Source organism: Acinetobacter sp. GN11 (genome assembly GCF_054823985.1).
On sequence record NZ_JRVL01000101.1, the window covers coordinates 1 to 14,833 of the forward strand.

Here is a 14,833-nt window from a genome sequence, read left to right on the forward strand (position 1 = left end):
TGATCAAATTAAACGAGCTGTGTGTAAATACAGTAGAGGTAGCCCAAAATTGCTAAAGCAACGACAGGGGCAACAATCTTTGACCATGTAGGTACAGAAACCTCAGTAGCTTGTTCTTCAATATGCAAATCATCATGATGAGGTTGGGCTTGGTGAACCATTTGGTTGAACTCCTTCATTGTTGTATCCAATGATAGCTCTTCTTGTTCCACAGGTTTAGAACCAATTAATTCATTTAGATGGTTTGTTGACCAAACCCAATCTTCTGCCTGACCTGATAAGTGTTCTACTTGACCTAAAATTAATTCTTTTAAGCCATTATGCCCAAAACCACCTGTTTCATCGAGTTGGTTAAGTTCTGCTAACTGCAAAGTTAAAATTTCAGAAATACTTTGTTCTAGTTCTGCATTTTTTAAAGTCGACTGATTATGCTTAGACGTTGTTAAATGGCGAGCAACTTCCTGAATATAAAGTGGATCTGCAGCTTTGATTTCTTGATAAATCTTATTGTCATCTTGGCGCCATAAACTAATCAGTTTTCCAAGCGCAAGAATATTCACTTCATCAATCAGTTTATTTTTTTCATTAACTGGATATTGATTTAAAAGCTGAGGCTTTTGAATTTTTATCTGCTCAGCAAAGTATTGGACTAAATCAAATGCCATGCTTTCTTCCTCTAAATTTAATCTAAAATTCTTAACGTTGGTTTTTTCTTGGTCGATGTTGTTTCAATTGCTTCTTGTACTTCTGACCCTACTGTATTTTCTACAGGCGTGACATTGGCATATTCTTCAGGATCAAAGAATAAACCTTGTCCATTTTCACGTGCATAAATACCTAAAACAGCCTGAATAGGTACATAAATGTCTTTTGATGCTCCCCCGAAACGAGCAGAAAAAGTAATGGCTTCATTTCCGATAATAAGTTGATGAACAGCATGAGGCACGATATTTAAAACGATTTGGCCATCTTTAACAAATTGCTGTGGAACATCGGTATGTGGCTGTGTCGCATCTACTAATAGATAAGGAGTAAGTTGGTTATCACAAATCCATTCATAGATTGCACGAGCAAGATAAGGACGTGTAGGGGTTAAATCAATAGTTTGCTCAGACATATCACACTATTCCATATTTAATAGTTCATTGTAACGGTTTTTCTCTTGAGCCGTCATTGATTTAGCAAAAGAAGGCCTCTCAAAGATACGTTTACAATACAAAAGTATCGGTCGACAATGCTGTTTAGGTAAATCGATTCCCATGCTATTTAATCTTAAAAAGATAGGTGCAAGCATGCAGTCCAAGATTGTGAAATGCTCAGACATAAAATAGGGGAAATGCTGAAATAGGGGAGTAAGTGAAACTAAAGTTTCACGTAATTCTTTTTGAGCTTTTTGCTTTTGTTCTATATTTAAAGAATCAGCATGCTTTAACATCTGATCTGCTAACTTGAACCAGTCGTTTTCAAGTCTCCATATATATTGACGCTGTTCCGCACGCATCATTGGAGCATCCGCGTAAAGCTTACCTTGACGATAACGATCATCTAGATATTCAGCAATAATAGGCGCTGAAAATAATTTAAGATTTTGCTCGACCAACATCGGCAATTGGTTATAAGGATTCAAACTTGCCAAATCTTCGTCTTCATGGTCAGTTACGATCAATTGATATTTGATTTGCTTTTCTGCTAATAAGAAACGAATCCAGTGAGAACGGAAATCATCAGCATGACTGTAAAGGGTAATCCCCTGAATAGAGGTGTTTTCGACCGACATATCACAAGACGACGTGGTTGAGTGAATCGATTAGGATACTAAAAATGCGCTTGGAAATCACGGTTCTAACGAGATAGTTTGTTTATATTTATAAGTTTGCATTTTATTGTTCTATTTTCATAATAAAAAAGCCTTGGAAAAATCCAAGGCTTTTTGTCCAACTCGATAAACGAATTAACGTTTAGAGAATTGAGGACGCTTACGAGCTTTACGTAAACCAAGTTTCTTACGTTCAACTTCACGAGCATCACGAGTAACGAAACCAGCTTGACGAAGAACAGGTTTTAAAGTTTCGTCAGCAGCGATAAGCGCACGAGTAATACCGTGACGGATCGCGCCAGCTTGACCACCGATACCACCACCTTTAACAGTGATGTAAAGGTCAAACTTTTCAGTAACTTCTAAAAGTTCTAAAGGTTGACGAACAACCATACGAGCAGTTTCACGACCGAAATATTGCTCTAAAGTACGGTTGTTAATAACGAGTTTGCCTGTACCAGCTGACAAGAAAACACGTGCAGTTGCGGTCTTACGGCGACCTGTACCATAATTAGTAGCCATGTGCTGTATCCCTTAGATGTCCAAAACTTGTGGCTGTTGAGCAGCATGCGGATGCTCAGTACCAGCGTACACTTTCATTTTTTTGATCATTGCATAACCAAGAGGACCTTTTGGTAACATGCCTTTAACTGCTTTTTCAAGAACAGCTTCAGGCTTGTGAGCAATTAACTTCTCGAAGTTAGTCTCACGGATACCACCAGGGAAACCAGTATGGCGATAATATTTCTTATCAAGCGCTTTTTTACCAGTCACTTGAACTTGTTCAGCATTAATCACAACGATGTAATCGCCAGTGTCAACGTGAGGAGTATAAGAAGTTTTGTGCTTACCGCGTAAACGACGAGCGATTTCAGTCGCAAGGCGACCTAAAGTTTTGCCAGAAGCATCAACAACATACCAGTCATGTTGAACTTCAGCTGGCTTAGCGCTGAGAGTTTTCATTAAACCACTACCTATTATAGTTGGTTTGGACTATGGAATCTGTCCAAACAAAAGGAGCGAGCATTCTAAACGAGTTTGTTCAAAGTCACAAGAAAAATCCAGTTTAAGCCACATAATTTAATCCATAAACCGATGAATGTGGGATATGTTAAAATCAAACAAATTTTCGTTATGTGTCTGGGGTGATTGTGCTGCCTTTATATGTCACTTCCGGTGAGCCGGCTGGTATTGGTCCTGATATTTGCTTGAGCTTGGCCAAGCGAATTGATGAACGCCCTGTTGTTGTTTTGGGTGACCGAAATTTATTAGAACAACGTGCCCAAAAACTAGGGATAGATATTCAATTTGTAGAATATACGGGACAAGCTGAATCATCGTCTTTGGGTGAGCTTTATATAGAGCATGTGCCTTTAGAAACAGCGGTTATTGATGGGCAATTAAATTCAGCTAATGCGGCTTATGTATTAGAACAATTACGCCGTTCGGCTGATTATGCAATGTCTGGTAAAAGTGTTGGGGTCGCCACTGCTCCTGTACAAAAGTCAGTCATTAATGATGCAGGCATTTTGTTTAGTGGTCACACTGAATATTATCAAGAGATTGCAGGTGTAGAGCGCGTCGTCATGATGCTTGCAACCAAAACTCTGCGTGTTGCTTTAGCGACTACACATTTGCCTTTAAGAGATGTTGCTGATGCAATTACCAAAGAGCGGTTACATCAAGTCATTGATATTTTAATACACGACTTAAAAACTAAATTTAAGATTGTTGATCCGCGCATATTAGTGTGTGGCTTAAATCCTCACGCGGGTGAAGATGGCTATTTAGGTCGTGAAGAGATTGATACCATTAATCCGGTACTCGAAACTTATCGGGCGCAAGGAATTAAAATGAGTCTAAGCTTGCCTGCTGATACCTTATTTACCCCAGAGCATCTTAAAAATGCTGATGCTGTACTTGCGATGTACCATGATCAAGGTTTACCTGTGTTAAAATCACAAGGGTTTGGTGAGGCCATCAATATTACATTGGGTTTGCCGTTCATCCGAACTTCGGTCGATCATGGCACTGCATTGTCTTTGGCTGGGACCGGTTTGGCAAAAAGCTCAAGTTTAAATGTCGCTGTCGATTTAGCTTTATCTTTGGCAGCGAGCTAAATTTTTCATGTTGGAAATGTTCTATGTATCAAATTAATGCCCTAAACCCGAAAGATGAAGGGCATAAAGCTCGTAAACGTTTTGGTCAAAACTTCTTACATGATCAGCGAGTCATTGCCAAAATCGTGCGCTCGGTGAATCCGCGTGCGGGTGAAAATGTTGTTGAAATTGGACCAGGTTTGGCTGCTTTAACTTCTCCTTTAATTGGAGAGTGTGATGCATTAACAGTGGTTGAGCTAGATCGTGATTTAGCTGCAGGCTTACCAGAACGCGTTCCACATCCTGAACGTTTAACTATTATAGAAGCTGACGCATTAAAATATGATTTTAACGAGCTGGTAAAGGATGGTCGACCATTACGTGTGGTTGGTAATTTACCTTATAACATTTCAACTCCATTACTTTTTCATCTCTTGGAATTTGGCAGTAAAGTTAAAGATATGCACTTTATGCTGCAAAAAGAAGTGGTTGAACGTATTACCGCCGAACCGAACTCAAAAGAATATGGGCGCTTGTCGGTAATGATTCAGTATTATTGCCAACCTACGTTTTTATTTGAGGTACCAGCTGGCGCATTTAACCCGCCACCTAAAGTAACGAGTGCTGTTTTCCGCCTTGTTCCATATGAACAGAAACCAATTGTTGCAAAAGATGAAAAAGCTTTAGCTCGATTGGTTGGTCATGTATTTACCCAACGTCGTAAAACCCTAAGAAATAGTCTTAAAGGTATGATTGCTGAAGATGGTTTTGAAAAAGCAGGCGTTGATCCGATGGCTCGTCCTGAAACTTTAACACTTGCTCAATTTGTTGCTTTAGCCGATCAAATGGTGGGATAAATGACTAAACGTTTTAATTATGTGATTGGCGATGTACAAGGGTGTTTTGAAGCTCTGAAAGCCTTACTTAAAGAAATACGTTTTGATCCAGACCAAGATTTTTTGTGGTTTGCAGGTGATTTGGTTGCTCGTGGTGAAAACTCAGTAGGTGCCTTACGTTTTGTTAAAAAACTTGCTGATCGCGGTGCTGCTGCAACGGTACTCGGAAATCATGATCTAACTTTAGTTGCTGGCGCGCGTGGTTTAAAAGAGATTAAAGAAAAAGATCGCACGCAGGACGTTATTGATGCAATTGATGGCGATGAGTTAATCGACTGGTTGCGTAAACAACCTTTATGTTTATTCCCAAACGAGCACACAATTCTTACTCATGCAGGTATACCTTGCATTTGGGATGCCCAAAAAACTGCAACGCTTGCAAAAGAGGTTGAAGCAGTACTCTCACATCAAGATTTATCTGTATTGGATGCCTTTTTGGCAGAAATGTATGGCTCAAAACCAGATTTGTGGGAAGATGACTTAACGGGTTCAGCTCGTTTACGTTGTATTACTAATTATTTGACCCGTATGCGTTTAACCAACGCAGAAGGGGCTTTAGAGTTCAGTTTTAAAGATGCTCTAGATGCGCCAATGCCAGAAGGCTATTTACCTTGGTTCGAATTTCCAAGTAAAGCTGCTGAGACTCATCAGATTATTTTTGGTCATTGGGCTGCGCTAGAAGGTAGAAGCATCAATGAGCAAATCCAGAATATTGATGGCGGCTGTGTTTGGGGCAGAAAGCTAATGGCTTATCGTCTTGAAGATAAAGAAATCTTTGCTGTCGATAATCCAGTGCAAATATAGTGAAAGCAATTCTTTTCATGAGTGAAAATAAAAAAGCCGCATAAGCGGCTTTTTTAACTATTCAACACGTATCCATATTTGGTTACGGCCTAATGCTGAAACCCCAAGGTATCCACGCAGATGGAGAAGTTTACCACTTGCGTTAAGTTTTGCTTTAAGTCCATAAACTTTACCAGTGTTAGGATCTAAAATTCTCCCACCTGTGTAATTAGAACCGTCTGTTCGCTTTAAACCCGTTGCAATATCCAATCCTAAAATTGGTTTATTGGTATATGGTGCTGGGCAATTGTCACAAATCTCTTTAGGGGTATAACCCGGACGAGGTGTAACTTTAACCACTTTTCCAGCATAGGTTCCATTGGCTTCTTTTCGTATTTCTACCTGTGCTTTTGGAGCACTTGTCTTATCATCAATTGTTTGCCAAAGACCTGTAATATCTGCTGCAAATGTAGCAGTATTAATCCCCAGTAAGAGCATAGCTCCAATAAAAATTTTCCCCATAATTAAAAATCCTTTTAACTTTGAAAGATCATCTTATTTCTAATTGTTAACTGGTTCAATGTTTATTTAAACTACTTTTTAATCAATGTATTCCAAAAGATAACATGAATGTCGGCAGCCAAATCGCAGTAAATACACCATTTAAAGCCATACCAAATGCAGCGTAGCGACCTGCAACTGGTCCGCGTTGCCAAGCTTGAGCTGTTCCTATGGCATGCGCAGCTAAACCTAAGGCTAAACCTGATGCTCTTTCATCATGAATATGTTTAAGTAAAAATGGTGAAAAAGCTGCTCCAATAACGCCAGATAAGATAACAATAAGAGTCACCAGCGTTTCAGGAGCATGCAATAACGTTGCGATATTCAAGGCGATAGGGGTAGTCACCGCGCGGGTTGCAAATGCAAGAATGGTAGGTTCCGACATATGTAACAAGTAAGCGAGGCCCATAGGCAAAGCAACAGCGCTAATACTTGCAAAAAGTAAAATCCCAATGACTGATTTAATTGGAAGATCATCGTAACGCATTGCAGCTAAAGGAATAGCTAAGGCTACTGTGACATAACCTAATAGATGACCAAATAAGTCATTCACATAAAGGCGATACTGTTCATAAGGAACTTGTAAAACTGAAAGTAATGCAATAACAATGAACATGCCGAAAACTAAAAGTGGAATTTGCGGAAAGCGTCGATTTAAAGGTTTTGCACACAGATAACCAATGAGTGTGATCAAAAAACCGTAGAAAATCGTAAACATTTTATTCTCCTTATAACCAACGTTTTGCCATTTTTGCATAGACCCACAAAGGTATAAGGGTGCTGACCACTAAAACAAAAAGGAATAGTGGAATTTCTTTTCCCATATGCACCAACATAATTAAGGAGCCGGCACAAACAGGTAAAAAAGCAAAACCACTTTCTTTCATGATTTTATTATTCGTATCGACTATTCGAAGAGGGATTTTTTTGAACTTTCTCCAAATAATCAAAACAGTGAGTAAGCTGATTAACCCGACCAGATTACCTAATTCTGGATGACCAAAAGCACGCATGACGATGACAGAGCCTTCACGAAAACCAATAATGAGTAGTAAAGTTGCTACCCATGCTGTCAAGTCTATACTTTTGATCTTATCCATATTTTTTATCTCTAAAAGTTTACTTATCGAGTTTTAACTGATCTCGCCCTTGATTTCAAACTCTTCCAATGGTCGCTTAAATTGATTAGCACGTTCTCCCAAGATTTCTTCTAAGGGTAGTTTTGCTTGGCGAATAAGCTTTTCCAGCTTATGTGGTGCAATACGTACATCAATATGTAATAAGCCTGCATCATCGTAGTGTTCAGACTCAATCACATTTAAGGCATAAAGTTGGGTGCGAAATTTGCCATAAGCAGGTTTAAGAATCAGAGAAAACTTTTGAATTTGACCCATTAAACATTCTTGTACTGCTTTTTGAAGTAATTCTAGGCCAAGGCCAGCATGAGCTGAAACATAAACTCGATCTGGTACATGTGGCTCGGCATAAACAATTTTGGCTTCTTCACCACTTAAGTCAATTTTGTTGTATACCCGAAGTACTGGAGCGTCTGCACCAATCTCTTTTAATACGCCTTCAACTGCTTCAATTTGATCAAGCATGTCATGACTATTACTATCAATGACATGTAGTAAAAGCGTGGCTTCTAGGGTTTCTTCAAGTGTTGCTTTGAATGATTCAATTAAATCATGCTGTAAGTTTCGTACAAAACCTACCGTATCTGCGAGCACTACAGTACCAATACCATCCCATTCCAAACGGCGTAATGTTGGGTCGAGTGTTGCAAACAATTGGTCGGCTGCGTAGACATCACTTTTCGCTAAAATATTAAATAGAGTCGATTTCCCAGCATTGGTATAGCCTACTAAAGACACAGTTGGAATGGCTGCCTTTTGTCTTGCAGCACGTCCCTGTATACGTGTTTGATGTACTTTTTCTAATTTATCTTTTAATTGGGCAATACGTACACGAATGAGACGACGATCTGTTTCTAGTTGCGTTTCACCGGGACCACGTAAGCCAATACCACCTTTTTGTTGCTCAAAGTCGGCTGACCAACCACGAATAAGACGGGTAGATAAATGCTTAAGCTGTGCAAGTTCGACCTGTAATTTACCTTCATGCGTACGGGCACGTAGCGCAAAAATATCTAAAATTAATCCTGTACGATCAATGACTCGGCATTTTAATATTCTTTCTAAATTTCGTTCTTGAGCGGGTGACAAAGCATGGTCAAAAATCACCAGACTTGCTTCTAGTTCCTGAACTCGCTCTGCAATTTCTTCGACTTTTCCTGAACCAATAAAAAATTTAGGATTGGGTTTATTTCGCTGAACCTTAATATGTTCAAGGATATCTGCACCAGCAGACTGTGCAAGTAGAGCAAACTCTTCGGCATCCAGATCATCTAATAATTGTACTGAAACACTCACTAAAATTGTGCGTTCACCGCCTTGATGCCGATCAACATATTCCACGTGGTTATAAATCCTGAAAATGGGAAAACTTTATTCTAGATGAAACTTATGCAAAAGGGGAAAGCGTTTGTTCTTATCCTTTAGATTAGTTAAATGCTGTTAGAGGTGTCTGAATTTATTTTTTCCCCGTTCTCTATCATCAATGCAAGTTTATTCTGAAACGTATAGAATGCTCGAGATGGGTATAACAATGATTGATCGTTAGTGAAATTTTATGGCTCAAACGCAAAGTATAGTTAATTCAACGTTAAAGAAATTATCAAAAATAGGTTTGTACGGAAAAAAAGTCACTTCGGCTACCGCTGCAATTAGTGAAGGTTTTTATTTAGTTTATCGACACGGCCTTTATAAAGATCCTAATAATCCGGTCAATACACGCTACGTTCAATATTTTTGCCGCCGTTTATGTCAAGTTTTTAACTTAGATGTAGAAGTACATGGAACAATTCCTAGAGAACCTGCTTTATGGGTAAGTAATCACATTTCTTGGCTCGATGTTGCTGTTTTAGGTTCAGGTGCTCGTGTTTTCTTTCTTGCTAAAGCTGAAATTGAAAATTGGCCCATTTTAGGAAATCTAGCCAAAGGCGGTGGTACTTTATTTATTAAGCGTGGATCTGGGGATTCCGTTAAAATTCGTGAGCAAATTACCGAATTTTTAAAACAAAATATTCCTGTACTATTTTTCCCTGAAGCAACGACTACAGAGGGACATTCTGTTAAGAAAGTACATGGTCGTTTGCTCGGGGCTGCTATTGAGGCTCAACGCCCAGTACAGGTATGTTTAATTTGTTATGTAAACCGTGATGGACAATTAGATACAGTTGCGCCATTCATTGGCGAGATGTCTTTTGCCGAACATATTCAACGTGTACTTGAAATGCCGAGAGTAACTGCTCATCTGTTAACTTTGCCACCAATTTCCGTGGAAGGGCATGATGTGAAGAGTTTAACGCGTGAAGTTCAAGAAAAAATGGTAGAAGGCTTGGCTCAACTACATCAAAAAGTACTTAAGCCAAAAAATTAATTACATAAATCCTTCAAGTGGCAGCCATGAAAGAAATTTCATGCCTGCTTTTTGCCACCATTTCATCTCGGGTTCTTGTCTATAAATTAAAGGACCATTGGGCGTTTCTTGCTGCCAATAAATATGATTATTTGAGTCAAGCTTTAGCTTATAAGCATATTTATTTAAATTTTCATCCATCGTATGGTGAATTGTCTTAGCCAACGACGGGCTATCTAAAATTACGCCAATTTCAGTATTTAAATAAGCTGAGCGTGGATCAAAATTAAATGAACCAATAAAAACCTGTTCATCTAATGCCATCAGTTTTGTATGTAAACTTGAGCGGCTTAATCCTTTCATGTTTACTTTCGCTTTAGTGGCAAGCTCATCAGTATTTTTATTTAAATCTCTTTTATCAGGGGTAGGTAAAAACTCATAAAGTTGTACGCCGTTCTTAAGAAGTTCTTTACGGTACTTCCCATAAAAGGCATGCACAACGGCAACGTCATTCGCTTTAAACGAGTTAGTTAAAACACGTACCTCGACGCCTTCTTTAGCAAGTGTGCTTAAAATTTTAGCGCCTTGTTTTTCAGGAATAAAATAAGCTGAAATTAAATCAACGTTGCTTTCTGGTTTTTCTAGATGGTTAATTAACTGGAAATTCAGGTGCTCTTCTTTTTTAGCCTTTGATTTGATTTTATCAGGCGAGTCTTTTACGACTTCTGCTTTAACCCAGTCGAATTGAATATTGTGATTTAACCATTTATCAAATGCATGTGATTTTGCAGTTAAATTTAGAAAGTTTTGGACAGTTGCTTGTTGGTAATGAGCTTCAAGTTGCTCTTTTAATCCTTCATAGCGTAAACGGTGCTGCTCTGGGCTTACAATACTTTGAACTGAATAGGCGTATTCATGATTCCAGTAGTCATCAAAAGAATTCACAATGTCATCAACAGCAGCACCGACCAACATCACATCGACATCAGAAAATTGATAGCTATCGCTTACATTATAATATTGATTGGTCATGTTACGTCCGCCAATAAGAGCAACCTCATTGTCGGCAATAAAACTTTTATTGTGCATGCGACGATTGATACGTTTTAAATCAAGCACCATATCCATCGCACGATATTTACGAAAACGGTATGGGTTAAAAAGCTTCACTTCAATATTTTTATGCTGAGAAAGGGCGAGTAAAATCCCTTCTATTTTTTTGGCATTATTGTCATCAATAAGAAGTCGAACTTTTACCCCGCGATCAGCTGCCCGAATAATCGCGTGCAAGGCTAAAGCACCAACTTTGTCGTTGTCCCAAATGTAATATTGTAAATCTAAAGTCTTTTCGGCTTTATCAATTAATCTTAGGCGGGCTGCTAGAGCCTCCAATGGATCATTTAAGACGTGGTAACCGGTTAGCTTGGGGTTTTGCTGACGTAATGGAGTAACAATTTGAGCAAGTGAAGTCTCCGATGTGTCGATATCATTTGCATATTCTAATGGTTCAACCCTATGTTTTGGCAGAGTACTGCATCCTGTCAAACCCACAGCAAAACTAGAACATAGGACTATAGAGACTTTTATCAAAAAGCCTTTAGCTTGTTGATTCGTTTGAAGCTGTTTGGAATGAGAGGATTGTGCCATAATCAGTACATACGATAACGTGAGCTAGAGTATAATTCGTGCATATTGAAAGATAAATATTGAATTTGATTACTAGCAATCAATATAAGATAAGTCGAGAGTCGTAATGTGGAATCCAAATTCAATTATTTTTTGTTTTTACTTTATATTTTCAATACTTGCTTTATGGGCGATTTCTGAAGCTTGGATTCACCAATCTCGGACCGAGACGATTCATCCATTTAAAGCTTTTGTTCATTTACTCGCATTTTATCTCTCTTATCTACTTATTCCTCTCTGGTTTTTTAATTTATATGCTGCTTGGATTGGTTACTACTCAATTCATCAAGGTATTTTTATCTTTTTCTTAAGTGGTGTTTTAATCTACGCCCGATTTATTGAACCTCATCTTGTACGTGTCGATACTCATCAATATCGCTTAAATCCAGATCGTAGTTTTACTAAACCTGTAAAAGTAGCGTTAATTGCAGATTTACATATAGGTTTATTTTCAGGGCATGAACGTCAGCTAAAAACAATAGTTAAAAAACTAAATGAGCAGCAACCAGATTTAGTGGTTGTGGCAGGTGACTGGACCTATGAGCCAGAAGATAGGCTGATTCAAGAATTGAGTGTTTTAAAAGAAATTCAGGCGCCTGTTTACTCGGTTCCTGGCAATCATGATGAGCAATATCCTGGGCCACCAATTCAAAAATTATTAAAAGATGCCTTGTTTTATAATGAAGTTGTTGATATCGAAGGAAAAATTGTTGATTTTGAAGAATTTCGTTTGATTGGTATTGGCGATCTCTGGGCTGGGAAAACTGATATGCGTTCTATGCCAGATTTACCCCAAGACAAACCTTGGTTAATTTTGTCCCATAATCCCGATACGGTTGATATGGTGCCTAAATTACCAAATCGTCCATTAATGTTATCTGGACATACACATGGAGGGCAGGTGGAGCTTCCATGGTTAACTAATTATATTATGAAAAAAGTATCAATTTTAGGGCATAAAAGAGGGCTTTATTCCCATGAACATGCAGATGTCTTTGTTACCGTTGGCACAGGAATGGTCGGAATTCCTTTACGTTTTAGAGTGCCACCAACCATTGATATTATTGAGTTAGTTTAAAATAAAAAAGCCAATCACAAAGGATTGGCTTTTTTATAAATTGAAAATTATGGAATAACCACAATAGCAACACGTCGGTTAATCGCACGATTTTCATTGGTTGTATTTGGAACATAAGGTTGCGTTGACCCACGACCAATCACGTAGATATTTTCTTTCTTAAACCCGCGAGCTAAGAAAAGATTTGCCACACTTTGTGCACGTTCTTCAGACAGCTTTTGATTATAAGCAGCATCGCCGACATCATCAGTATGACCTACAATTTTCAATTTATTTAGATCATATTTATTCAATTGATTTGCTAGACGTACTAACTCAGCTTCATGACTTTGTTTTAACTCTGCATTATTAAAGTCAAATAACAAACGTTCTGGTAAACCTAAAGTCCATCCTTCATCGGTAAGCACAAAACCTTCTTTTTTGAGCAATTTTACCTGACGATATTTTAATGGACCAAAACTCAGGCACCCTGCAAGAGTAATGCATAGCAATGCAATAAAGGAGAGTTTTAGAGATCTTGTATTCATAGATTAGCCTAAATTTAATTTTCAGGTTTATAGATAAACCAGTGTTCATCCGAAGTTTTAGCCTTATACATTGCTTGGTCTGCTTGCATAATGAAATCTTCGGGGCTAGATGCAAATTGTGATAAAGCAATACCTACACTAAAACTGAAGTAAATGGTCTGACCATTCAGATGCAAAGGTTCTTTACAGCTTTCGAGTAAATTTTCAGCAATAGATATTAAATGATCAGCATGACTAATGGAATGCAAAATGACAGCAAATTCGTCGCCGCCTAATCGTGCAATAAAATCTTGATGACGTAGACGAGTTTGCAGACGATTCGCCATTTCTTTTAAAACTTCATCTCCAGCTAAATGGCCGAATTGGTCATTAATCGCTTTGAAGTTGTTGTTATCAATGAATAATAAAGCAGACTTATTATCAAACCCTTTATCTTCAAACATGTCTAAGAGGATCTGATAAAAATAATGTCTATTAGGCAATAAGGTGAGTTGGTCATGATGAGCCTGAAAGGATAATTTACGATTTTCCTTTTGTAGCTGGTTATCCCATATCTGAATTTCTTCAAGTAACTCGTTAAAAACGGTATTTAAATCTTGAAATTCTTTAATTCGATTATAAGGAAAACGAAGATTATAAGCTTTTTGTTCACTTACAATTTGAGCAATATTCGTAAGCGGATAAATAGCCTGCATAATTTGACGATAAGTTAAGTTTACTGACCACCACAAAGCGCAAACAATAAACAACATCGCAATTGCAAGCCCTACCATAATCATTTTTAGGAACTGCAATATTTTTTCGGAACTACCAAAAAGAGTGAGTTCACCTACATTTTGTTCGTGATGATAAATTGTAAGATGAACGGGTTCATTTAAAAACCAATGATCAAACCAGCCCTCTAAAATTGAAGTCTGACTTGATAATTTAAAGCTTTGCGCAATTAAATGATGTTCTGAATCATAAATATGAATAGTACGAATTGAATGGTCATTCGTATATTCATTCAAAATTTGCTCAATCGTAATTTTGTCATTAAATACAACTGCAGGCTGAATACGCTCTAATAGCGTATGACTAAGCAATTGCAAATTTTGTTTGGCGTAAGTTTCCATTGTAAAAACAGAAATCGATACAAACGTAAAAGAGCAGATAAAGAAAGTAATTGCGAAAATAGTAAATTGAGATTTTCTAAATAAAGCATGTAATGAAGTGGACTGATACAACTTTGATATCATGACCCTTACTCCGCATTCTTAGCCAAGAGTAATACTCTCGGATCAATATGAACTTTGGAGTGACTTAAAGCATCTAGGTTAACTTTAAAGGTAGTATAATTATTTTGGTTATATAAACAGAAGATACTTCCTATTTCACATTCTGAATTATTAATGCTTAAAGAAAGTAAAGAACGATAAGGATAGTTCTGAATAAGACTTTGTTGTTGCTGGGGCGTAGTAGTAGAGAAATAAACAGCCTGACAATGTGACCGAGCAAAATCTTTCGCGTTTACAGTTTGAACACGATAATTATAAGACATTTGCTGGATATAAGATTGAAAGGTAGATGTAATAGAGGGATTATCAATAACACAAAGAGTAGGAGTGTTTACATTCTCCCACTTACTGTAGCTTAGAATAGATAAAGTAAGCACATAAAAGTTATGTTTTGAATTGGCATAACAAGGCCCACTCGTAGCAAACACTACAAGTATGCAAACAAATACTTTTTTAGCGAACTGCCACATGGTGAGTTAATGCCAAACTATTGCACGAATAATCTATTCTACATGAAGTTGATAAAGTAAAAAAAGTTTAATATCTCATCTAAAGTTGACTGAAGTGCCTAAAAAGGAGGCATATATATGACTTTTTTCGCAAAATAGAAGAAAAAAGCGGCACTCGATA

18 protein-coding genes are annotated in these 14,833 nt (G+C 37.8%); 5 read left to right on the plus strand and 13 right to left on the minus strand.

Annotated elements, in window-relative coordinates; all coding sequences use genetic code 11:
- Positions 1-8 precede the first annotated feature (8 nt).
- The 5 genes from NL42_RS10550 to rplM all read right to left on the minus strand — a co-directional run bounded on the left by NL42_RS10550 (position 9) and on the right by rplM (position 2,779).
- Positions 9-665, minus strand: a complete 657-nt coding sequence (locus NL42_RS10550; RefSeq protein ID WP_461312706.1) for a hypothetical protein — start codon at positions 663-665, stop codon at positions 9-11.
- Positions 666-682: 17 nt separating this feature from the next.
- The gene (locus NL42_RS10555) at positions 683-1,117 is read right to left on the minus strand and encodes a ClpXP protease specificity-enhancing factor (RefSeq protein WP_461312707.1); all 435 of its coding nucleotides are present in this window, start codon (positions 1,115-1,117) and stop codon (positions 683-685) included.
- Positions 1,118-1,123: 6 nt separating this feature from the next.
- Entirely contained in the window at positions 1,124-1,777 is a 654-nt protein-coding gene (locus NL42_RS10560; protein ID WP_045437836.1) for a glutathione S-transferase N-terminal domain-containing protein, read from the minus strand.
- A 174-nt stretch (positions 1,778-1,951) separates the two neighbouring features.
- Complete coding sequence (gene rpsI / locus NL42_RS10565) at positions 1,952-2,338, minus strand: 30S ribosomal protein S9 (protein ID WP_002048725.1); 387 nt, start codon at positions 2,336-2,338, stop codon at positions 1,952-1,954.
- A 12-nt stretch (positions 2,339-2,350) separates the two neighbouring features.
- Positions 2,351-2,779: a 50S ribosomal protein L13 gene (rplM, locus tag NL42_RS10570; RefSeq protein WP_003656097.1), complete on the minus strand. Its 429-nt coding sequence runs from the start codon at positions 2,777-2,779 to the stop codon at positions 2,351-2,353.
- Positions 2,780-2,952: 173 nt separating this feature from the next.
- Between rplM and pdxA the strand changes: the two genes are divergently transcribed.
- From pdxA to NL42_RS10585, 3 genes are read left to right on the plus strand one after another with little or no spacing between them, the layout of a single operon-like run.
- Positions 2,953-3,936 carry a 4-hydroxythreonine-4-phosphate dehydrogenase PdxA gene (gene pdxA / locus NL42_RS10575; RefSeq protein WP_461312708.1) on the plus strand — a complete coding sequence of 328 codons (984 nt, stop codon included), beginning with the start codon at positions 2,953-2,955 and terminating at the stop codon, positions 3,934-3,936.
- Between the two features lie 23 nt (positions 3,937-3,959).
- Positions 3,960-4,772 (plus strand): 16S rRNA (adenine(1518)-N(6)/adenine(1519)-N(6))-dimethyltransferase RsmA, encoded by an 813-nt coding sequence (rsmA, locus tag NL42_RS10580; RefSeq protein ID WP_461312709.1) that lies wholly within the window; start codon positions 3,960-3,962, stop codon positions 4,770-4,772.
- Entirely contained in the window at positions 4,773-5,615 is an 843-nt protein-coding gene (locus tag NL42_RS10585; RefSeq protein WP_461312710.1) for a symmetrical bis(5'-nucleosyl)-tetraphosphatase, read from the plus strand.
- A 57-nt stretch (positions 5,616-5,672) separates the two neighbouring features.
- Here the strand turns inward: NL42_RS10585 and NL42_RS10590 are convergent, their stop codons facing one another.
- From NL42_RS10590 to hflX, 4 genes are all read right to left on the minus strand, one after another.
- Positions 5,673-6,116 (minus strand): DUF2147 domain-containing protein, encoded by a 444-nt coding sequence (locus tag NL42_RS10590; RefSeq protein ID WP_016140160.1) that lies wholly within the window; start codon positions 6,114-6,116, stop codon positions 5,673-5,675.
- An 82-nt stretch (positions 6,117-6,198) separates the two neighbouring features.
- Positions 6,199-6,873, minus strand: a complete 675-nt coding sequence (locus NL42_RS10595) for an LrgB family protein (protein ID WP_461312711.1) — start codon at positions 6,871-6,873, stop codon at positions 6,199-6,201.
- Positions 6,874-6,883: 10 nt separating this feature from the next.
- Entirely contained in the window at positions 6,884-7,255 is a 372-nt protein-coding gene (locus NL42_RS10600; protein WP_461312712.1) for a hypothetical protein, read from the minus strand.
- 33 nt (positions 7,256-7,288) lie between these two features.
- Entirely contained in the window at positions 7,289-8,632 is a 1,344-nt protein-coding gene (gene hflX, locus NL42_RS10605; protein ID WP_005299917.1) for a ribosome rescue GTPase HflX, read from the minus strand.
- 214 nt (positions 8,633-8,846) lie between these two features.
- Between hflX and NL42_RS10610 the strand changes: the two genes are divergently transcribed.
- Entirely contained in the window at positions 8,847-9,656 is an 810-nt protein-coding gene (locus NL42_RS10610; protein WP_461312713.1) for a lysophospholipid acyltransferase family protein, read from the plus strand.
- Here NL42_RS10610 and NL42_RS10615 read toward each other — a convergent pair whose 3' ends face one another.
- Positions 9,657-11,282, minus strand: a complete 1,626-nt coding sequence (locus NL42_RS10615; protein WP_461312714.1) for a phospholipase D-like domain-containing protein — start codon at positions 11,280-11,282, stop codon at positions 9,657-9,659.
- Between the two features lie 106 nt (positions 11,283-11,388).
- Here NL42_RS10615 and NL42_RS10620 point away from each other — a divergent pair, with 106 nt between their 5' ends.
- Positions 11,389-12,399 (plus strand): metallophosphoesterase, encoded by a 1,011-nt coding sequence (locus NL42_RS10620; RefSeq protein WP_461312715.1) that lies wholly within the window; start codon positions 11,389-11,391, stop codon positions 12,397-12,399.
- Positions 12,400-12,446: 47 nt separating this feature from the next.
- On the opposite strand, the gene NL42_RS10625 is transcribed toward NL42_RS10620, so the two are convergent.
- Genes NL42_RS10625 through NL42_RS10635 form a run of 3 tightly spaced genes read right to left on the minus strand, consistent with a single transcriptional unit; the run spans position 12,447 to position 14,673 of the window.
- On the minus strand, positions 12,447-12,926 hold the full coding sequence (locus NL42_RS10625; RefSeq protein WP_004796325.1) for an OmpA family protein: 480 nt from the start codon (positions 12,924-12,926) through the stop codon (positions 12,447-12,449).
- A gap of 14 nt (positions 12,927-12,940) precedes the next feature.
- Complete coding sequence (locus NL42_RS10630) at positions 12,941-14,164, minus strand: diguanylate cyclase domain-containing protein (protein ID WP_004796327.1); 1,224 nt, start codon at positions 14,162-14,164, stop codon at positions 12,941-12,943.
- 5 nt (positions 14,165-14,169) lie between these two features.
- Positions 14,170-14,673 (minus strand): YfiR family protein, encoded by a 504-nt coding sequence (locus tag NL42_RS10635; RefSeq protein WP_016140167.1) that lies wholly within the window; start codon positions 14,671-14,673, stop codon positions 14,170-14,172.
- Positions 14,674-14,833: the final 160 nt, after the last annotated feature.